The sequence below is a fragment of the Pseudanabaena sp. BC1403 genome, from assembly GCF_002914585.1.
In the GTDB taxonomy this organism is placed as follows: Bacteria; Cyanobacteriota; Cyanobacteriia; order Pseudanabaenales; family Pseudanabaenaceae; genus Pseudanabaena.
In genome coordinates, this window is sequence record NZ_PDDM01000042.1 from 1 (window position 1) to 20,068 (window position 20,068).

Annotated in this window: 19 protein-coding genes; 9 read left to right on the forward strand and 10 right to left on the reverse strand. The window is 40.4% G+C overall.

What is annotated here, in order from left to right; genetic code table 11:
• Nucleotides 1-72 precede the first annotated feature (72 nt).
• The 5 genes from CQ839_RS23095 to CQ839_RS23115 form a co-directional block, all read right to left on the reverse strand.
• Nucleotides 73-768 (reverse strand): CBS domain-containing protein, encoded by a 696-nt coding sequence (locus CQ839_RS23095; protein WP_103670656.1) that lies wholly within the window; start codon nt 766-768, stop codon nt 73-75.
• Nucleotides 769-782: 14 nt separating this feature from the next.
• Nucleotides 783-1,082 (reverse strand): hypothetical protein, encoded by a 300-nt coding sequence (locus CQ839_RS23100; RefSeq protein WP_103670657.1) that lies wholly within the window; start codon nt 1,080-1,082, stop codon nt 783-785.
• A 196-nt stretch (nt 1,083-1,278) separates the two neighbouring features.
• Complete coding sequence (locus tag CQ839_RS23105) at nt 1,279-1,635, reverse strand: DUF5615 family PIN-like protein (protein WP_103670658.1); 357 nt, start codon at nt 1,633-1,635, stop codon at nt 1,279-1,281.
• Nucleotides 1,636-1,881 (reverse strand): DUF433 domain-containing protein, encoded by a 246-nt coding sequence (locus CQ839_RS23110; protein WP_094531556.1) that lies wholly within the window; start codon nt 1,879-1,881, stop codon nt 1,636-1,638.
• Between the two features lie 98 nt (nt 1,882-1,979).
• Entirely contained in the window at nt 1,980-2,213 is a 234-nt protein-coding gene (locus CQ839_RS23115) for a hypothetical protein (protein WP_181016312.1), read from the reverse strand.
• Between the two features lie 218 nt (nt 2,214-2,431).
• Between CQ839_RS23115 and CQ839_RS23120 the strand changes: the two genes are divergently transcribed.
• From CQ839_RS23120 to CQ839_RS23140, 5 genes are all read left to right on the forward strand, one after another.
• Nucleotides 2,432-3,526 (forward strand): sensor histidine kinase KdpD, encoded by a 1,095-nt coding sequence (locus CQ839_RS23120; RefSeq protein WP_103670659.1) that lies wholly within the window; start codon nt 2,432-2,434, stop codon nt 3,524-3,526.
• A 63-nt stretch (nt 3,527-3,589) separates the two neighbouring features.
• Complete coding sequence (locus CQ839_RS23125) at nt 3,590-4,249, forward strand: response regulator transcription factor (protein WP_103670660.1); 660 nt, start codon at nt 3,590-3,592, stop codon at nt 4,247-4,249.
• A gap of 17 nt (nt 4,250-4,266) precedes the next feature.
• Nucleotides 4,267-5,466: a PQQ-dependent sugar dehydrogenase gene (locus CQ839_RS23130; protein WP_103670661.1), complete on the forward strand. Its 1,200-nt coding sequence runs from the start codon at nt 4,267-4,269 to the stop codon at nt 5,464-5,466.
• A gap of 152 nt (nt 5,467-5,618) precedes the next feature.
• The gene (locus tag CQ839_RS23135; protein WP_103670662.1) at nt 5,619-6,998 is read left to right on the forward strand and encodes a hypothetical protein; all 1,380 of its coding nucleotides are present in this window, start codon (nt 5,619-5,621) and stop codon (nt 6,996-6,998) included.
• Between the two features lie 205 nt (nt 6,999-7,203).
• Complete coding sequence (locus CQ839_RS23140; RefSeq protein ID WP_103670663.1) at nt 7,204-7,578, forward strand: restriction endonuclease; 375 nt, start codon at nt 7,204-7,206, stop codon at nt 7,576-7,578.
• Between the two features lie 3 nt (nt 7,579-7,581).
• On the opposite strand, the gene CQ839_RS23145 is transcribed toward CQ839_RS23140, so the two are convergent.
• Together CQ839_RS23145 and CQ839_RS23150 are read right to left on the reverse strand one after the other, a co-directional pair.
• Nucleotides 7,582-9,027, reverse strand: coding sequence for an MBOAT family protein (locus CQ839_RS23145; RefSeq protein WP_103670683.1), 1,446 nt, complete (start codon nt 9,025-9,027; stop codon nt 7,582-7,584).
• Nucleotides 9,028-9,086: 59 nt separating this feature from the next.
• A complete protein-coding gene (locus CQ839_RS23150; RefSeq protein ID WP_103670664.1) occupies nt 9,087-9,449 on the reverse strand; it encodes a DUF1830 domain-containing protein in 363 nt (120 codons plus the stop codon).
• Nucleotides 9,450-9,875: 426 nt separating this feature from the next.
• Between CQ839_RS23150 and CQ839_RS23155 the strand changes: the two genes are divergently transcribed.
• The 3 genes from CQ839_RS23155 to CQ839_RS23170 all read left to right on the forward strand — a co-directional run bounded on the left by CQ839_RS23155 (nt 9,876) and on the right by CQ839_RS23170 (nt 13,632).
• Nucleotides 9,876-11,498 (forward strand): photosystem II high light acclimation radical SAM protein, encoded by a 1,623-nt coding sequence (locus CQ839_RS23155; protein ID WP_258040853.1) that lies wholly within the window; start codon nt 9,876-9,878, stop codon nt 11,496-11,498.
• A gap of 366 nt (nt 11,499-11,864) precedes the next feature.
• The gene (locus CQ839_RS23165) at nt 11,865-12,446 is read left to right on the forward strand and encodes a Uma2 family endonuclease (protein ID WP_103670666.1); all 582 of its coding nucleotides are present in this window, start codon (nt 11,865-11,867) and stop codon (nt 12,444-12,446) included.
• A gap of 7 nt (nt 12,447-12,453) precedes the next feature.
• Complete coding sequence (locus CQ839_RS23170) at nt 12,454-13,632, forward strand: Era-like GTP-binding protein (RefSeq protein WP_103670667.1); 1,179 nt, start codon at nt 12,454-12,456, stop codon at nt 13,630-13,632.
• Between the two features lie 154 nt (nt 13,633-13,786).
• Here CQ839_RS23170 and CQ839_RS23175 read toward each other — a convergent pair whose 3' ends face one another.
• Nucleotides 13,787-15,070: an NAD-binding protein gene (locus tag CQ839_RS23175; RefSeq protein WP_103670668.1), complete on the reverse strand. Its 1,284-nt coding sequence runs from the start codon at nt 15,068-15,070 to the stop codon at nt 13,787-13,789.
• 36 nt (nt 15,071-15,106) lie between these two features.
• Between CQ839_RS23175 and CQ839_RS23180 the strand changes: the two genes are divergently transcribed.
• Nucleotides 15,107-17,512, forward strand: a complete 2,406-nt coding sequence (locus CQ839_RS23180) for a PAS domain S-box protein (RefSeq protein ID WP_181016313.1) — start codon at nt 15,107-15,109, stop codon at nt 17,510-17,512.
• Nucleotides 17,513-17,601: 89 nt separating this feature from the next.
• Here CQ839_RS23180 and CQ839_RS23185 read toward each other — a convergent pair whose 3' ends face one another.
• Both CQ839_RS23185 and CQ839_RS23190 read right to left on the reverse strand, forming a co-directional pair.
• Nucleotides 17,602-18,360, reverse strand: a complete 759-nt coding sequence (locus tag CQ839_RS23185; protein ID WP_103670670.1) for a sterol desaturase family protein — start codon at nt 18,358-18,360, stop codon at nt 17,602-17,604.
• 257 nt (nt 18,361-18,617) lie between these two features.
• Entirely contained in the window at nt 18,618-19,829 is a 1,212-nt protein-coding gene (locus CQ839_RS23190; protein WP_103670671.1) for a hypothetical protein, read from the reverse strand.
• Between the last annotated feature and the right edge of the window lie 239 nt (nt 19,830-20,068).

Sequence of the window (20,068 nt, forward strand, 5' to 3'; positions counted from 1 at the left end):
TCTGATATTGCTGTTTCATTTGTTACGGTTTCATCTCCTGATTAATATCTAATTTACCTTCCCCTACCCTTTTTATGCAACAACGCCCATATCATCTGTATGTTCATGAAATGAAACATCCGTATAACCGAGATGTCGAATTATACTGTCATAGTTATTTTCTGACTGTTTTTTGACATTATCGATAATGTCTTTGAAAACTGTAGGTTCTTTTGATTCAGTCTTTTTAGGTGATGCATCTGATCTAGTCTTTTTGGGTGGTGCATCGGGAGTTGGAATATTCGTATATGTTCCCCACAATCTACGAAGTCCAGCCTCTACTATTAGTAATTTAGAAAGAATATACAAAGAAACTATTGGGTGTTTTAAATCGTCTAGTGTTACGATTCCTACTATTGTTTTATCTCTTTTTACGAAGAACCATCTGTAACGGCGAAGATACTCAAATGCTTTTTCTAAAGAGTCAGACTCAGGATTGTTAAGATCGATTACCTTGGCTTGAGACATTTTAGGAATATCAGTAATGTCGCCAATAAATTCATATGTTTTGGAAAAACTTCCTAGAGAGTTTCTTTCTAGATATCCCAATATTTTTTGTCCTTGAATTACAGGAACTACATCAAAATCTTTAGCTTTCATCTCAGCCAATACTTCGATAATTGGCTGATTTGTTTTAACTTTAGTTAAATCTTTGTTCATAGTCGCAAAGTACTCAATACGGATAGCTTCTTCAGCAAATTTCTTGAGGTCACGAAAATCTTTAAGCATATAAATCACCTAAATTAAGTTTTATTTTCATTCAACACATCTTCTAAATCTTGCTGCATTAGCCGTGCAAGACGCTTGCTTGGCGTTTTCTCTATTTCCATTACGAGTTGTACTGCCTGTTCATGCCATTCTTCCTCTAGATTGGGACAAGAAAATTCATCACGAGGTTTATCCATCCTCGCCATAGCCGATATAAAGCCTGATTTTGCTGGCAAGTTACGCTCAACTAGGCATTCAGCGCCGCAGATATTACATTCTAATGATTTATAAGCGTTTGGCTCAGTAATAAAGAAGCCATATCCTTGAGTTTTCATATATCCCCCTTGATTGAGACTTGGAGTTTAGTCATAACAATATACCTATACCTCATCAAAATCGTCTTGTATAGTAAGGAATGTTTTTACATTTGATGAGCGTACACAAAACAAACTATGTGGCGATCTCTGTTTGATTAATTTTTGAAAAGAGCGATCTCGATTCACTTCATAGCCTTAAATTTTTCTGAACATCTCAAGACAAAGCCCTAGCAAATCTAACCTGTTTCTCAGTAACTACAACAAAACTATCCGCTAACTGCCCCGCATAATTTTCTAATAAACTTTGCAAAACATTGATTTTGTTAGCATTACGCTCATCCTCAAGCCTAAGCAAAACCACCCCATGATGTAGTCTTCGTTCCCGATAAACCTTTTCACCAAAATCCTTATCACAAGAAATCAAAATCCAATTCTCATCCCAAGCCTTTTGTAGAATTTCATCATCATCAGTCCCTCTTGCCTCCTCATAAACCGAGAAAACCTCATGATTTTGACTGCGTAACCAACGCGCAACCACAACACCCGTATTTTCATCCACCAAAAACCGCACCTAAGCAATCTCCGCCAAAGGCATAAAACTTGCACTTTCCAAAGCACGAGACGCAAACAGCAAACAAGCCCTAATATCCGCCTCAACCAAACCTTCATACTCTTCCAAAATCTCCGTCACAGTTGCACCATGAGCCAGCAGATTTAGAATGTACTCAACAGATAACCGAGTCCCTCTAATGACTGGCTTTCCCACCATCACTCTAGGACTAGAAGAGATCCGATTTAACAAATCTTGTTCTTTCATATTTTCTAAGAATCTTGCCTGATTTATCACAACCATCATAACTAAGAAAATAAAATTGCGGCGAAATCTTCAAAATCACTATCAGGACTCAACTACTTTCATGAGACATCATTCAAAGCATCGCTAAAAACCCTTTGCTGCTGTTCACCCATTTGCAAATTACAAAGCATTAGAACTTGTTCATCAGGCAAAGTATCTATGGGAATCTCATTAATAGTGCGATCGATCCATTCAATCAGCATTTCTTCAATCCCTTGTCGATTGAGCGCAGCAATTTCCTTAACTTTTTTTGCCAACGGTTCGGGAAGTTCTAAGGCGATCGACTCAGACATATTGCCTCATAGACAACACTAAATTTTGATTGATAAAATACAGTATAACTCCATCGAATCACCTTGCTTATCAAGATGGCTTGTTAGGAATAGGCTTAGCAGCTCTATTCGATTGTTTAGGCGATCGCTATTTGTTTAATTTTTTGCATAGGCGATCGTTGTTTAGTTAACGCATGAGATGTAACTATTGATAGAAACCATGAGGCTAAGCTAGAGGAATGTCAAAACAATTATCCGAACCATCTTGGCGATCGCATTTATTTTGGATAATTGTGGGACTATTTGGGCTAGTGATTATTTTGGAATTTTCCACACCTCCCGAATATGTCATGGGTTATCTCTACATCAGCCCAATCCTCATCGCCAATTCGCAATTGGGTCGCCGTAGCACTTTGCAACTCACCTTAGTAGCCGTAATTCTCACCCTATTAAATATATGGATTCCCAAACAAGGAGAAGTGCAAATCTCGATGATTGTGAATCGGCTAGTCACGATTTTGGCATTAATCGTAACTAGTTTCTTAAGCGATCGCGATCGACAAACACAACAAATTTTGGTGCAGCAACAGGCAAAACTTCAATCCCAAGAAAAAATCATGAATGTCCGCGAAGACTTTGCTTACACTTTGACCCATGATTTGCGAACTCCGTTACTTGGTGCGATCGAAACGCTTCAAGCTTTTGACCGCGAACAGTTTGGGACTATTCATACTAAACAAAAAACTGTAGTAGCAACGATGATCCGTAGTCATCAGAATAGTTTGAGATTAGTGGAAACCCTCCTTGATGTCTATCGCAATGAAACGGAAGGTTTGCAATTACAATTAGAGCCAATTAATCTCGCAATATTAGCGGAAGATGTAGCAACCTCGCTTTTGAGACTATCTACAAGCCGCAGCGTTTATCTGAATCTGCATTATGGAGAGTCGGAATTTCGCAAATTCCTGTGGGTGAATGGTGATGCTTTCCAATTACGGCGAGTTTTTACAAATTTACTAACCAATGCGATTAATCATTCTCCGCGAGGCGCAAAAGTAGAAGTTGTGCTAGAAATCCAATCTTCATATCAGGTTGTACAGGTACTCGATGTTGGCTCAGGTATTAAGATTGATGAAAAGCCATACTTATTTGATCGGTTTTATCAAGGACAAAGCGATCGCTTAGCTACTGGTTCTGGACTGGGTTTATATCTAACCCGCCAAATTATCGAAGCTCATGGCGGTACAATTTGGGCAGAAAATCGTATTCCCCATGGCGCAATATTCGGCTTTCGTTTACCCACTTTGCCCTATTCATCGCATGACATTACCTAAACGACAGGATAGATGGCACAGAGCGCCATCTATGCCTGCCATAACGAAGTTTATTGAAAAAAAATGACCTTAGATCACCTTAAAATCCTGTTAGTTGAAGACGATGAACTATTTCGCCTTGGTTTACAAGTGCGTTTGCAACAGGAAACCAAAATCGCGGTTTTAGCAGAGGCTAACGATGGAGAAACGGCGATCGATCTTGCCAAACAGCAACCCTTTGATCTTGTCCTGCTTGATATCGGTTTGCCAGGGCTTGGTGGGCTAGAGACCTGTCGCCAACTCAAGCTCAATCATCCGAACTTACCGATTTTAGTACTCACTTCACGCAATGAGCGATCGCTAATCTCGCGTTTAGTTACCGCAGGCGCACAGGGCTATTGCCTCAAAGGGGTTGCTGCTGAGACCTTAATTCTTGCCATGCGATCGGTGATCGCAGGAGCATCTTGGTGGGATGCCGCTGCAACTGCTGAAATCCATAATATTTTTCAAAATCAATCTTCCGAGATTACACCTGAGAATTTATCTGGGTCAAAAGTTGATACTTTGACGCGACGCGAAAAAGAAATTCTCCTTTTGATGTCTGAGCAGAAAACCAATCAAGAGATTGCCGATCTGCTTTACATCTCATCAGGAACAGTGCGGGTACATATTCATACGATTTTGCATAAATTAGAAGTAAGCGATCGCAAACAAGCGATCGCCATTCACAATAATCATTTATAAATTACCAACCAAAAGCGATGAAGAATTTACACCGTCCGTTCACCCTTTTAATTGGCGCGATTGCGCTGATCGTAGGAAGTTGTACTGTCCCAGAAACAAACAATCCATCAATTGTTGCGCAACCTACAACATCGGCGACCGCCACTAACAAAGAACTTACTCCAAACAGTTTCAAGCAAGTTACGGTAGCCAAAGATTTAGAGAGACCTTGGGGAATGGCATGGTTGCCCGATGGCGCGATTCTAATTACCGAGCGAGTGGGTCGAGTCAAAATTTTCCGAAATGGATCATTAGAGCAAATTGCGATCGCTGAAATCCCCAATTTATTTGTGTCTGGACAAGCAGGTTTGATGGATATCTCACTCCATCCACGCTTTGCTCAAAATAACTTGGTGTATCTCACATACTCCAGTGGCAATTTCCAATCTAATCACACCAGTATTTTGAGAGCAAAATTTGATGGTAAAGCTCTGGTGGAACCACAAGTTATTTTTGAGGTGAAACCTTCAAAATCAGGGAATCAACACTTCGGTTCGCGTATTGTTTGGCTGCCAGATGACACAATGCTGATTGCGATCGGTGATGGAGGCAATCCTCCATTACAACTGGATGGTGAGTTGATTCGCAATCAAGCCCAAAAGCTAAATAGTCAGCTTGGTAAAGTCCTACGACTTAAAGATGACGGCTCTATTCCATCTGATAATCCCTTTGTGAAAACTGCTAGTGCTAATCCAGCGATTTGGAGTTATGGACATCGCAATATTCAAGGGTTATTTGCTGATCCCATCTCCAAGCAAGTATGGTCAACCGAGCATGGTTCAAGGGGTGGTGATGAACTAAACCTCATCGAAGCTGGGAAAAACTATGGCTGGCCAGTTGTAACCTTTAGCCAAGAATACACAGGAGGTAAAATTTCCAAGGAAGTATCTCGCCCCAATATGGTCGATCCTAAATTGGTGTGGACTCCTGCGATCGCACCATCGGGTCTGTTACTATATCGTGGCAATATCTTCCCAAATTGGGAAGGTAATTTGTTTGCTGGTGGATTAGTATCTAAATCAGTTGTGCGCATCAAAATCGAAGGTAATAAAACAATAGTTCAAGAAACTATTCCTGTCGGTCAGCGAGTAAGAGATGTCCGTCAAGGAAAAGATGGATTTATCTATATTCTGACCGATGAACAATCAGGGCAACTTATTCGCCTTGAACCAATGTAGTCGCGATCGCATTGTTTAAGTAAGAGTAGCCAAAAGCTGAAAGTCCTAACTAAAACACAAAAAGGATATTTAGGCGAATTCGCTTAAAGTGCGTACAATAGGAAAACCTAGATTAAGCAACTGCATTTTCCTGTAATCAACATCCGCATATTATGGCAACGCAGACAGATATCGAAATTGAGAATGCAAACCCAATCCTAGAGTTGGGGCATGTCAATGTACAAACTATCCGAGAACTAATTGCTGACTCAATCAACAAAGAACCAGCTAAAAATGCAACTAAAGAAGAATTACTACAAGAAGTTAAGCAGTTAGTTGACACGCAAGTTTTGTCAAGAGATCTGATCAATGCAGTTATCCGCGAACATAAATTTGCTGGCAAAGTATCCGTGTGTTTAGGAATGCCCCTTGAATATAAAAGCTTGACTAAGCAACAACTAGATAGACTACTACGCCATAACCAAGACAACGATCCCTTTACAACGGAACTACACCCACAGTTAACCCAAAAGCCCTCATTTAATAGCGCTGAGTGGCTGAGTGACACCAAGCTGAGGCTAGAGTTTACCTATGCAGGTAAATCATACGAACTTGAAGATAATTACCAATTGAGGAAAATCACTCCCACAAAGCGTATTGATGCCTATATTAGACTTCTAGACAGAACATTTTTAGTTGAAACTCGTGCCAGCATTCGCGAAACTAAACTGCTACACGCATCAATTTCTCGCTTGCTTGGAATAGAAGTAGCAGCAATGACATTTTCAGATAATGACATGGCTTTTCTTAAGCGCGAACTAATTGCTAAATCCAGAGCGTCAAAATACAAACTTTTTGGAGGTGATCTTGATACTGTTTATGTGTCTGCATCTCCGACCCTTGATGACTTAGAGAGCTCTGAGGAATTCAGAGAAAAATTTAGCGATGGCGAGTTACGTGAAACACGCCTTGAGTTTTTTTATACCAAACATTCAGGGCATTTAACAAAAGTATCCTTACATATTAGCCATCAAGGAAATATTTGGTTTATGAGCGATGTTGCAGAGGAAGTAATTGAATACGTTTTATTGGCAGTCAGAAAAATCAAGTTTCTTCCTCCCATAAGCAAATTACGGCGATCGACGAAAGAGAATCCAGAAATCAACGAGCAAATTGAAACTTTACTGTATGCCATTCGTGCTAATGGTTATGGTAGTCACTTTAGCCCGCGCATTTATCAAACATTAGGAATACAAGTACAAGAGCGATCATGGATAGAAAGTATTTCAAAGCTAGTACAGGCAGGCTTTTTATCTGAGAGCTTTGAGCTATGCTGCCCTGCTTGCCATGAAACTATTGCAATCTATCAAAGCTACAAAGATCTTCCTTTAGATCGTGAAATTTCTTGTGATCACTGTGGACATAATTTTACAGTTTCCGAGAGCGATATTTTTCTGACCTATGCTTTTAAAGAAGATCTCATTACTCAGCCTTATATTTCGGTAATTGAGCACATATTTCCGACCATTGTGGAGGAAAGCTTCGCTAAATGAACGAGTCGCAACATAATTTTAGTTTCCGTGAAAATATCAACTTTATCCCGATATCTTAATAGATGAAGCATTACATCAGGTCAGAGACTATCTCCAGATTTTATTAGGGCGTGCCAATCAGCCAGAAACGGGAGATAACATTGGACTCATCCTCGAATCACTAGCACGAATCCTCCTAGAATCTCCATATCTTAGTTGTAATAAGATGCGGCGAAATTGTAAAGCAGGAGAAATAGATTTAGATTTTAAAGTTAGAAAGATAACTGCAACACTTTTTGCAGAGTTTGACTATCTGCTGATTGTGGAATGTAAAAATTGGAGTAAAAAAGCTGGCGCACCAGATTTAAGGATATTTTGCAGCAAAATGCGAGAAGTTGGAGCAAAAGTTAGTATTTTCTTCTCCAAGCAAGGAATTACAAGAGATGCAAAAACAGTAATTCGAGACGCTTGGCTAGTAGATAAAATCATAGTGCTGGTATTTGATTCAAAAGATCTTGATCGAATCATTAACCAGTCAGAAAATCTCTACACCATACTGCACGATAAGTATATTTCTGTTCGTACCTCTTCTAAAGAGTAGAGTCTAAAAATCAAAGTAGATAAATGGTAGTTTCTTGTCGGGGCTGAGGATGCTGACTAGAAAAAGGCTGACGGGGACTAGAAATAATTTCACTTGCCAATTTAACTGCCACTTGGCGCGATCACATTGATAGGCAACTAGAGAACACATACATAGACCAAATAGTAATAACGCGATCTGTCCTGCTGTAATACCGAGAGATTCCACATAGATTTTTACACCGAACTGAGGATCGCTCTCGTAGCCCCAGAGCCTTTGCAAAAACATATTTGTATCAGCTAAATTCGGTAAGCGGAACGGAATCCAGCCTAAAAACACTACCAACTGTGTGATCACAACTGCCAAGAGTCTCATTGGCAAAGGCTTCCAGATTTTATGCAAATCTTCAAATACGCTGCAAACTTCCATCCAGAGGCGATGTACTACCAGCGCCGCACCATGCCAGACACCCCAAATAATGAAGCCCCAGTTTGCGCCATGCCAAATCCCAACTACGAGCATGATAATCATCAAATTTAGGCAAGTCCGCCAAAGCCCCCCCCTAGAACCACCCAAAGGAATATACAGATAATTTCGCATCCATGCACCGAGGGTCATGTGCCAACGCCGCCAAAAGTCAGAAATACTTGCTGAGAAATAAGGGAAATCGAAATTTTGAGGCAACTTGAAACCTAATAACAAAGCGCTACCTCTTGCCATATCGATATAGCCGCTAAAGTCACAGTAAATTTGAATGCCATAGGCGAATAGAGCTAACCAGAGATCGATACTGCCTGCACGTTCAGTATTCCGAAAACTAAGATCGACTAGTCTTGCCAGATTGTCCGCGATGATGCCTTTTTTGACGGCTCCACAGGCAAATAGCCATACACCTTCGGCAATATCAGGCAACACGGGACGCGATCGCGTGATTAGTTGAGGTGCAAATTCTTGATAGCGGGTAATGGGACCAGATAGTAGTTTGGCAAAAAATAACTTATAAGCTGCAAAATTTAGAAAATCCTTAGCGGGACTATTACCGCGATAGGTATCAACTAGGTATGCAATTAACTCAAATACAAAAAAGCTGAGCGTGATCGGCGGTACGATGTTTGTCTTCGCCCAGATCGCTAGCGAACTGCCCACTGGCAAACCCGTAATATTGCCGATCGCCGTTGCGACAAAAGGAATATATTTAAACCCAAATAGCAGTAGCACATCAAAAAATATCCCCACAAAAAGCAGCCACTGCTTCAGAAATTTGTCGCCTTTGCGAATTTCTCCTCCCAACCAAAAATTAATCGCCAGCATCACCAACAACAGCCAAACATATTGCCTCTGGATAAATGAGTAAAACATTAAGCTTGCTGTCAAAATAATTAACAAGCGTGCTTGCACATTTGGTAAGAGCCAATAAATAACCGTAACGATGAGCAGGAATAAAGCATAATCAAGGGACAAAAAGTCCATTTTTATGCTGGTTAAATAATTCAAAAACTGGGAAAAATTGAAGACCAGAAAATCCATTGTTAGGAGACTACTTCAGGTTCAGGTAGGTTCAGCAGCGCCGATGGATCGTGAAGTGAGTCATCATCAATATGTTTGATGGGAACCCAGTCTGGCAAGGCGCAGCTAGCTTCTTCTACCTGTAATTGGACACAGGGAATTGTATCCGAAAGTATGGAGCTTGCCATCATACCTGTATGAATCTCAACATGTGCCGAGGCGATCGCCTCAAATATAAGATTTTGCCCAGGGAATACGACTCGCTCAAAATACCATTGAGGGACATCGGTGATCCGAGCTATTTGGATTTTGCTAGTAGCATTTACATAGGAGCAGACAATCTTTTTGTCATGCAAACCAGCAGGTAACGGATCAAATATGGACATAGTATTTTCATATTAAAGTTGTTTAAGCAAAAATTAACAAGATTTTTTGAACATTAAACCAACCCAAGTTAGTCATGAACCCAAAAATATTCCTAATTAAACCAAATAAACCCTGCCGATATATTTGGAATTAACAAGAATACTAATCTTGCCATTTTACCCGTACATAAAGCTAACACTCAATACCAACTAGCGATTGTAAACACTACTACCAACTATCAATTCAGAGATCGCCAATTTGATCCCCGTTTGATCCCCAATTTATCGATCCCCATGATTACCGAACTGGCGAGAAAGTGAATATAATTAAGATATGTAAAGACTTAGCGGTGAATATCCAGCGATTCTCAAGGATGAAAATTGCGGTAAAAGCACCCAAAATAATAAAAACAATTAAGAAATAATTTAGATCAAAGATAAAATCCTATGTCTACCACTGATTTCATAAAAGATCCTCAAGATTTAGCTAGTGATATATCTGGTGTAGCCGTAGGCTGCGATCGCATTCTCTACATTCGTCTTCCATGCAACCCGATTTTCCCGATAGGCGTAGTTTATTTATCTGATCACATTCATAAGGTTGCACCCCATGTGCAACAAAATATTTTTGACTTAGGCACTGTGCCACCTCTTGATTTTTATGGGGCGCTAGATCGGGCGATCGACAAGTTTCAACCCAACTTATTAGTATTTTCATGGCGTGATATTCAGATTTATGCACCTGTGGGCGGACGTGGTGGCAATCCCCTTCAAAATGCCTTTGAGTTTTACTATGCCAAAAATCCTTTTAAAAAATTCCGTGGCGCTGTCAATGGACTACGCCTATTTACCTCCTATTACACCGAGCTTTGGCGCAACTCAAATTTAATCAAGCGCGGCTTAAGTCGAGCCAGACGATATCACCCTGAAGCCAAGGCGGTAATTGGTGGCGGTGCGGTCAGTGTTTTTTATGAGCAATTAGGAAACGTCCTTCCCAAAGGAACAATCATCTCTGTTGGCGAGGGTGAATCTTTATTAGAGCGTTTAGTACAAGGTCGTGAAATCGAAGGCGATCGCTGCTATGTGGCTGGTGAAACCAAGCCTCGCGCCAGATTAATCCATGAGCAGCCCGCACCGATTGAAAAAAGCGCCTGTAATTACGAATATATTGAATCGATTTGGGAAGATTTCAACTATTATTTCCGCGATCGCGACTTTTATATTGGTGTGCAAACAAAGCGGGGATGTCCTCATAACTGTTGTTATTGCATTTATACGGTAATCGAGGGTAAGCAAGTTCGCATCAATCCCACCGATGAAGTAATCAAGGAAATGCGCCAACTTTACGATCGCGGCGTTCGTAATTTCTGGTTCACCGATGCTCAGTTTATTCCTGCGAAGAAGTTTATTGATGATGCTGTAGAACTTCTCGAAAAAGTCAAAGCATCGGGGATGACTGATATTCATTGGGCAGCCTATATCCGTGCTGACAATCTCACGCCTTATCTTTGTCAGTTAATGGTAGAGACAGGTATGAGCTATTTCGAGATCGGCATTACTAGCGGCTCTCAAGAACTTGTTCGTAAAATGCGCATGGGCTATAACCTCAAATCAGTTTTACAAAACTGTCGCGATCTCAGAGCCGCAGGTTTTAATGAATTAGTATCCGTTAACTATTCTTTTAACGTGATCGATGAGACTCTAGAAACAGTACGTCAGACGATCGCCTATCACCGAGAATTGGAAGCTATTTTCGGTGCGGATAAAGTAGAACCTGCGATCTTCTTCATTGGGTTACAACCACATACCCATTTGGAAGATTATGCTTTCAAAAACAACATTCTCAAGAAAGGCTATAACCCAATGAGCATGATGCCTTGGACTGCCAAGAAGTTACTTTGGAATCCTGAACCTCTAGGTTCATTCTTTGGGGAAGTATGTCTAGAAGCATGGAAGCGTGATGATGATGACTTTGGGCGGACGGTAATGGATATTCTTGAAGAACGTCTAGGACGCGCACCATTGGAAGAAGCTCTCGCTGCTCCGATGAAAGAACTAGTAAATGCTTAATAAAAGCGTAAATAAACCAAGAACTCAAGTTCTTGGCTAAAAGCTCAAGTCCACTGAAGTGGACTATGGAATACTGTTGATTAACTCGTTAAGGGACTTCCACAAAATAATCGATCCCCAAAATATAGTGGTGGGCTGCGCCCGCCGCTATATTTTGGGGATTTATAAGGATCATTTTTTCTTTGGAGTTCCCTAAACCAAAACCGAGAACTTTTTTAAAAGTGTTGCAAAGTACCACTTTTAAAAATTTCTCAGTTTTGGTTTGAGCATACTTAACCCGTTTCAACGGGTTTGAGCTTTTAGCCCGCACTTGAGTGCAGGGCTTTTCGGGCTTATAATATTCAATCAGCGCATGGAATAACATTTATGGTTCAAGCCGCGATTCCCAAAGTCAAGTATCTATCCTACGAAGAATACTATGCCTATGATGACGGCAGTGATATCCGCTATGAGCTAGAGGATGGAGAATTAGTTGCAATGCCCCCAGAATCAATTTTTAACTCTGATGTATCAATGCGATTATTGTTCGCATTAGGTAAATTTATTCCTGCCCATTTATTGAGATATAAAGAAGTTTCGATTGAGGTAAGTGGTCGTAGAGCTAAGGTCAGAATACCTGATCTGATAATTTTGGGCGAAGAATGTCGGATAGCTTTAGAGATGACGAAGAGAGGAACAATTACCCATGATATGCCGCCGCCATTGGTGGTAATTGAGGTCGTATCTGCTGGACATGAAAATGAAGCAAGAGACTATCGTTTTAAGCGCTCTGAATATGCTGCGAGAGGAATTGCTGAGTATTGGATAGTCGATCCTGTACGTAGTCAGATTACGCTGCTATCTTGGGTTGAAGGCTTTTATGAAGAAGCTATTTATACAGGTGATGTAGTGATTAAAAGTGGCGTAATTCCTGATATTGAGATTGATTTGAGAGATATTCTGGGTTAACTTTTTCATGCAGGATTATCCACAACAGGTGCGCGATCGCCTAATCAATTATCGCAATTTATTTCAAAAAGAATTAACGGAATCTGAGCTAGTAGAAATATTAGCACTTGAAGAGAAGCTAGATAAAAGTGCGATCGCGATCGCACTTTTTGGCATGGTATCACGGGGAAAGTCATCATTAATTAATGCTTTGCTGGGACAGAAGCTAAGCGAGACGGGCGCTACTCATGGCACAACTAAAGATGTTGCAGTGTATGCGTGGAATGCTGGCGGAAAAATTCAACTGCGATTAATTGATACACAGGGGATTGATGAGATTGGTGGTGAAATAAGAGGAGAACTTGCCTTGGAATCAGCTAAACAAGCTGATTTAATTTTGTTTGTGATTGCTGGAGATATGACGCGGTTAGAACAAGAAGCGATCGCTAATCTCCAAAAATCCTATAAGCCAATTTTGTTGATTTTTAATAAAACTGATCTCTATCCTAAGTGCGATCGCCATGCCATTCATCAAGCATTACAGAATATAGAAATGCAGAAGCTGATCTCACCGCAAGAGATTGTCTTGACATCAGCAGAGCCGAAGCCTTTTAAGGTAAGGCTTCAATATAGTGATGGGCGCGATAGTCAAGAAGTTTGGGAACAGCCGAAGCCTGATATCCAATCTTTAAAAGAGCGAATTCTAGCTTTGCTAAATACGGAAGGGAAAGAACTGTTAGCCGTGAATGTATTGCGATCGCTTTTAGAAATCCAAAATGCGGTCACGCAAAGACATATCCAAAAATTACAAGCATCAACGGCGATCGCAGCTATGGTATTTATTGCCGAGGCAATCGGGATGTTGCTATCACCTTTGCGATGGGTCGATGGCTTGATTAGTGGTATTTTTACTGGCCTATTCGTGAGCTGGATGATCGGCAAATATCCGAGTCAGAAGAAGTATTTATGGTTAATGGTGATTTTGGCGATCGCTGTTTTTGCTGGAGGTTTAGGCATTAATAACGAAGTTGCTCACTATATCCAAATTGTTGGGTCGGGCTTAAGTCTATTGTTGCTATTTAAGAGTCTCATCGCTGATATCGATCAGAGTCGAGCCTCTGGCAAGCTTGGTGCAAAAACATTAATCACCGAAATTATTCGAGATGTCCCCGAAGGCTCGATATTAAAACGATTTCGGAACATTTAGTTCAGCTAAAGTAAATGTTCTCGCCCCCTAAATCCCCCAATTCTGGGGGACTTGAATCTGGTTCCCCCCAGAATTGGGGGGCTAGGGGGGCAGAATCAAAACTTCTCAAACACGCATTTAGAAATAAAGACAGCGCTAAGCGCTGTCTTTATTTCTAAATGTTCCAATCACGCCGAAAAGTAAACCAGTTCTTGAATTTCGCTTGCTGGCGACAATCACGATGGAGTTTTTCCCATTGTTCTGTAATCTGTAAATCTTGTAAAACAGCAATATTCTGGATTTTGACTTTTCCTTGCATGGCGATCGCGATCGCCTCAATCACTAACTTGGCGCGATCGCCAAACATACTTGCCCCATGTATTAGCCCTTTATGGTCGCAAATAATCTTGCATAAGCTATTCTCAGTAGAACTTTCCAAAATATATATGTCCTGCCCATACTTCTGTTTTGCAGATAATTCAGTCATCCCAATTTGAGCGACAGTTGGTGTTGTCAATACATCAACTGTCGTAGAAAAGCTAGGTGTGGAGACTGATCGCCAAAAATCAGTTTGTAAAGTTTGTTGCATAATCTTGGCAATATCCTGATCGCTGTGGCATTGATAGACATGGCGATCGCTAGGAAAGTAAAACTCTTTTGGCGCTAAGGGCACTAAAAGACGATCGCAATCTATCGTATGGTTGTCTAGCCAAATTCTTGTTCGACCATACTCAATCTGGCTTACCGCAGTCGTTTGAGTGTTGGTATAAATCTCGATCCCTTCAGCTTCTAGTTGAGCCTGCAAAGTACGGGCAATCGCCACATCCACATTTGGTAGAATATGAAGGTGAGCAGTAATTAAGCTTGTATGTACACCCAGAAAGTTTATTGCTTGCGCGATCGCACAAGCATGGGAGTCATCACCTAAAACAGCGATCGAGTTAGGTAGATCTTCTAAATTTAGGAGCTGATTTGCGGTTAAGTAATTATGTTCAGCAAGCCCAAAGATTTTCCGTTGTGGTGTGATGTCATGGGCGATCGCATAGGCTCGTGAACTGAGACTACGTTGAGAGAATGCTCTAGATCTCTCTGAGAAAGCGGTTTCGCTAACTTCTAAAATATGAGTGTTTTGTACTTTGCCTTGAAATTTACATTCCCCGACAATTACATCAACCCCATTTTTTTGCAGCATTTCTAATATTTCTGCCTGACAAAAATTATCGCGAATCGAGGATATCTGCTGAGCAAAAAGTTGCAAACGCTCAGATTTAGGGCAATCGCTGATCTTATTTTTCAGTAACAGTAAAATATGATCAATCTGGGCAATATTTAGATAAGCATCTTTTACTTGATGATCCCATACCCAAGCAACTCTGGCTTCACGTTGAGCCGCGAGGCTAACCAATTTATGAGCATGAGCGCTCATGCCAATTACAACGAGGTCATAATCGACCGACATTCTAGACAAGCTCTTAATCAATTAACGACTAAACCAATGCTAGTACAAAACAGCATTTATCTTGACCTTGCGATCGATCGCAACCCAATTATAGTTTCACCTAATATCTTGGTACTGGACGCAATTAGGCTGATGAATCAATTACTTGATTCATCACCGTCTAAGCAGCCTACCGATCAAATATTGCTTGAAGCCAGATCAAGCTGTGTGCTAGTAGTTGATGGAAGTAAGTTAATCGGGATTTTTTCTAAGTTGGATGTCATGCACCTAGTGCAGAAGCAAGTAAATCTCCAAAGCTTGAAGATTGTTGACGTGCTTTCGGATTGCCCAATGGTAATTAGGCGATCGCAAATTCAAGATTTAGAGTCAATGCTCAACCTCTTGCACGGATCTCGATGCCGCCATCTACCTGTGCTTGATGACTTTGACAAAATAATTGGAGTTGCTACACAAGAAAGTATTCTCTTTGCAAAAAATAGACTAGCTGAAGATACTTTAGTTAATGTGGAAGCCCAAAAGCGAGCAGTTTTAAATGCAATTCCCGACCTAATTTATCGTATTAGTGCTGATGGCATTTACCTAGAATGCTTCTCAAGCAACTATGTCACTGATCTGCTCCCATCTGACTTTGATCCGATCAACAAACATTTCTCAGATGTACTGCCCAACGATTTAGCAAATCGCAAATTACATGCAATTGAACAGGCGATCGCTACTAATAAAATTCAGTCTTTTGAGCAGCAATGGAATATTAATGGACAAATACAATATGAAGAGGTGCAGATAGTTAAAGTAAACGATCAAGAAGTTTTAACAATTATTCGGAATATTAGCGATCGCAAGCAGTCTGAAGAAGCACTACGCGAGTCGGAAATGCGGTTTAGAAGTGTATTTGACAATGCTGCGGTGGGAATTTCAGTAGCAGCACTTGATGGAAAACATCTGGCTGTCAACCAAGCTCTATGTCAGATGTTGGGATATACAGAGAATGAGCTACAAGTTTTGACCTTTCAAGAGATCACCCATCCTGACGATCTGGAGATCGATCTCTATCACTATCAGAAACTACTTAGCAATGAGATTGATGGTTTTCATATTGAGAAACGATTTTGTCATAAAAATGGACAATTTATTTGGGGGTTGATGAGTGTTTCCATAGTTCGTGACCCTGAAAATCAGCCTATGTATGATATCGCGCTGATTCAAAATATCAATGAACTAAAAACTACTCAACAACAGCTATATAGACTCAATCAAGAATTAGAAACTAGAATTCAGCAAAGAACCGCCGATCTGGCTGAAAGTGAAAAGCGCAAACAAGAAATACTCAATGCGATTCCCGATTTACTACTCCGTCTTAAACAAGATGGGACTTGCCTTGATTGTATGTTGCCAATTGTTCCAGACAAAGAAGCCTTTTTCCCAATCCAGCAAAATATTTCTGAAGTTTTATCGCCGACAGTTCTAGCTGAGCAACTCGAGGTATTCAATGAAGCAATTATCACAGGCGAGGTGCAAGTCTATGAACACAAGCTCCAAAAATATGGCGAATGGGTTTATGAGGAAGTTCGGGTTAGTCCTTGTGGTGAAGATGAAGTCCTAGTATTAGTGAGAAATATCAGCGATCGCAAACGTGCGGAAGAAGCTCTCCAGTTGAGTAATGAAAAGCTGATCGCAACTAATAAAGAACTAGAACGGGTTACTAATCTTAAGGATGAGTTTCTTGCCGCAATGAGTCATGAGCTGCGGACTCCGCTCAATGCCATTTTAGGGATTTCCGAAGGCTTGCTGGAGCAGGCTTTTGGTGAACTGAATCAGCGTCAACAGGGTTCATTAAAAACAATTCAAAAAAGTGGTCAACATCTTTTGGAGTTAATTAACGATGTTCTCGATGTTGCCAAAATTGAAGCAGGGATGTTTACCCTAGATCTAACATCGGTCTCGGTACGCTATCTATGCGACAGTAGCCTTAGCTTTGTTAAACATCTAGCTAATCAAAAAAATATTCAATTAAATCTCATAATTCATGATGATGTGCCAACAGCGATCGTGATTGATGAGCGTAGAATGCGACAGTTGCTAATTAACTTATTGAGTAATGCTGTCAAGTTCACCCAAAAAAATGGGACAGTCAATCTCGAAGCAAATTTAGCTAATGTTGCTATAGGTTTCTCAGGAGCAAATTCAGAAGAAAATTTTAAACCTGAGATTCGTTTTTCAGTGTCTGATAATGGTATCGGTATCTCTGTGGAGGATATCAACAGACTATTTCAGCCCTTTGTGCAGATTCACAGCAGCCTCAGTCGTCAGTATGCAGGAACAGGGCTAGGTTTAAATTTAGTGAAGAAACTTGCTGAACTGCACGGCGGGCAAGTAAGCATTGAGAGTAAAGTCGGTGAAGGTAGTTGCTTTACTGTCAGCTTTCCCTATGAAAGTAGCTAACACCAATATTCAAAATTGCGTTGCCATTTTGAACATTGGTGTACAAAAAAGAGAGGTGCGTTGCTTCGCATCGCACCTCTCTTTCTAAATTATTTGTATTGAGATTGAAAAGGATAAAGCAACTGTTGCCAGTAGGTTTGAGGAATTATCTCATCAACTCCATAGGTTACGGGCATCTGGTTTTTTGGGACATAATATGTGCCAAAAAATAAATCGATAATTGGAAAGCCAGAAAAATTCTTGTCGCGAGCGACGAGATCATTGCTGTGATGCCAGTGATGAAAGTTAGGTGTTGCAATTATGTGATCGAGAATCGGGAACTGAAATTTTGTATTAGAGTGATTTAAAATCGGTAAAATTGCACTAAACACGAGATAAATTCCAAAAGTTTCCCTTGTGAATCCCAATAAAAATAGTGGTACTCCCACCGCAATATTCACAATGATCATTTCCAAAGGATGTAGACGAGCCGAAGCTAGCCAATCTAGTTCTGCACTACTATGATGAATTGCGTGAAATCGCCATAACCAAGGCACTGTATGCGCTAAGCGATGCACTACATAAAATGATAGCTGGGCAATAAAAAAAGCTTCAGCAAATTGAAGTAACACAGGTTGACTCCTGACCGCCAGTTGCAATGCTGGTGAAATTGCACCTCTAAAAAAGGTATATAGGAAGGCGGCAACTAGATATGTACCGATATTCACAAGAATGTGATTAAAGAAAAAATGGGCAACATCTGTGAGCCAACCTTGACGAAAGTGCTTTTGCTCTTTTCTCAATGGATACAACCATTCAAGTATGCCGAATAAAATCCAAAGCACCAAAAAAGCAATAACAAATTTCATGGCGATCGCTTAGTAATCTTTTCGTAATCTTTACTAGATAGACTCTCAATACCCAATCTAGGTTCACTTATACCAAAACACAAAATGACGTTACCATTTTGTGTTTTTAAAACCCTTACAGGGTTTGTTGTTTAATTCACAGAAGCGTCGGCACACTTTTGTGAATTGGTATTACAGCAATTTTACAATCAAAACAAAATAATAAACTCCTTAAAAGTGTTGCTTTGCAACACTTTTAAGGAGTTTATTATTTCGGATTAACGATGTTTGACCAGAAAAGAGGGCAAATCTACTTTTGAATTTGGGCGAAACGATCGCACTGGCGTTGGTTCTGGTAGAGATTCAAGCGATCGCTCTGATCTGTAACCTTGATCATAGGAAGATCCACTAGTATTTTGAATCGGTTCCGTTAAGTGCCTAGCTGGTTTTTCGACTAGCAGACGATCTAATGCACCACTAAGTTGAAGGGCATGGTGCTGATGACGTACTGATTGCTCCTTCCAATGTTGGATCGCCGCTTCATATTCAGATGCTTTGGATGCTTGATGCAGAACTTGATTTTGCAATTCTTCGATTTGCTGTTCTAATTCTTGTACTCTTGTCAGATCGGTGACATATTCATTTTCAAGCCCTCTCAAGGATTGCTGCAATTGTGCTCGATTAGAGAGATGTTGAATTAGTTCTTCTTCTAGTTGATCCCGTTGAGTTGAGACTTCTGATAGCTTAGTTTGAGCTAGCTCAAGGGTTTTAGTGGATTCTTTAAGCAAAACTTGAGTTGCCTCTAGCTCTGTAGTCAAGGTTCGCTGTGAAATATCTAGCTCTGTATTTTGATATTGCAGTTGATAAATCAACTCATCTTTGCTATTTATCTCTTGAATATATTTCTGGGTAACTTTCTGGGTTTCAATTTCTAAAGCGATCGCTAAACGATGTTGAAATTCTTCCTCTAGTTGCAAAAGATGGATTGCTAAGCGATCGCTTAAGTCTCGATCATCCGTGACTGGTGGGTGAGATTGCAACTTGGAAACTTGAATTTGCAGTTGTTCAAGTTGGTTGGTAAGTTCTGTGACTTGCCGATCTCGATCATGGCTAACACTAGTAATTTCCTGCTCAAGCTGATCAACATATTCACATTCAAATTGGTGTTGCGATCGCAGATCTTCTAACTCTTTTTGGATGCGATCGCGATCGGCAGCTAATTCATTAGCCAAAGAATTAGGTTTGATAATTTCTGGGGTTTTGGACTCATTAGACTGCTGACCATCTAAAATCCAATCATCGGCAAAAGCATCAACGGCAAAAGAATCTATATCATCTAGATTATCTAGCAACATATTGGCGATCTCAGCAATCTCTTTTTCTTTTAGTCCATCACCACGTAAGAGCGCATCAAGGTCATCGTCATCATTAACGGTTGCGGCGCTAACCAAAACTTCTCGTAGTGCTGATTCGTGTTTCAATTCACTCACGGATAACCTCACCCACAATACCGAGGTATTTTTACAAGACAAACATTAACAGACTTTGTCAAGTTTGCAATTTTTTTCCTATAATTCTGGTCATAAAGCTAGGTTTTAACAACAAAGGCTGATTTTTTCAGTGTTTATATAGCAATGTAAGAGATAGCTAGGACAAATCAAAACCCAAATTAATAAAGGCGGAGCTTTGCTCCGCCTTTATTAATTTGGGTTTTATGTCCTAAGCAAAA

Excerpts from the sequence above, each read along its gene's own strand:
- CQ839_RS23095 (WP_103670656.1), bottom strand. The coding sequence starts at position 768 with ATGCTTAAAGATTTTCGTGACCTCAAGAAATTTGCTGAAGAAGCTATC.
- CQ839_RS23100 (WP_103670657.1), bottom strand. The coding sequence starts at position 1,082 with ATGAAAACTCAAGGATATGGCTTCTTTATTACTGAGCCAAACGCTTAT.
- CQ839_RS23110 (WP_094531556.1), bottom strand. The coding sequence starts at position 1,881 with ATGAAAGAACAAGATTTGTTAAATCGGATCTCTTCTAGTCCTAGAGTG.
- CQ839_RS23115 (WP_181016312.1), bottom strand. The coding sequence starts at position 2,213 with ATGTCTGAGTCGATCGCCTTAGAACTTCCCGAACCGTTGGCAAAAAAA.
- CQ839_RS23120 (WP_103670659.1), top strand. The coding sequence starts at position 2,432 with ATGTCAAAACAATTATCCGAACCATCTTGGCGATCGCATTTATTTTGG.
- CQ839_RS23125 (WP_103670660.1), top strand. The coding sequence starts at position 3,590 with ATGACCTTAGATCACCTTAAAATCCTGTTAGTTGAAGACGATGAACTA.
- CQ839_RS23130 (WP_103670661.1), top strand. The coding sequence starts at position 4,267 with ATGAAGAATTTACACCGTCCGTTCACCCTTTTAATTGGCGCGATTGCG.
- CQ839_RS23135 (WP_103670662.1), top strand. The coding sequence starts at position 5,619 with ATGGCAACGCAGACAGATATCGAAATTGAGAATGCAAACCCAATCCTA.
- CQ839_RS23140 (WP_103670663.1), top strand. The coding sequence starts at position 7,204 with ATGCGGCGAAATTGTAAAGCAGGAGAAATAGATTTAGATTTTAAAGTT.
- CQ839_RS23145 (WP_103670683.1), bottom strand. The coding sequence starts at position 9,027 with ATGGACTTTTTGTCCCTTGATTATGCTTTATTCCTGCTCATCGTTACG.
- CQ839_RS23150 (WP_103670664.1), bottom strand. The coding sequence starts at position 9,449 with ATGTCCATATTTGATCCGTTACCTGCTGGTTTGCATGACAAAAAGATT.
- CQ839_RS23155 (WP_258040853.1), top strand. The coding sequence starts at position 9,876 with ATGTCTACCACTGATTTCATAAAAGATCCTCAAGATTTAGCTAGTGAT.
- CQ839_RS23165 (WP_103670666.1), top strand. The coding sequence starts at position 11,865 with ATGGTTCAAGCCGCGATTCCCAAAGTCAAGTATCTATCCTACGAAGAA.
- CQ839_RS23170 (WP_103670667.1), top strand. The coding sequence starts at position 12,454 with ATGCAGGATTATCCACAACAGGTGCGCGATCGCCTAATCAATTATCGC.
- CQ839_RS23175 (WP_103670668.1), bottom strand. The coding sequence starts at position 15,070 with ATGTCGGTCGATTATGACCTCGTTGTAATTGGCATGAGCGCTCATGCT.
- CQ839_RS23180 (WP_181016313.1), top strand. The coding sequence starts at position 15,107 with ATGCTAGTACAAAACAGCATTTATCTTGACCTTGCGATCGATCGCAAC.
- CQ839_RS23185 (WP_103670670.1), bottom strand. The coding sequence starts at position 18,360 with ATGAAATTTGTTATTGCTTTTTTGGTGCTTTGGATTTTATTCGGCATA.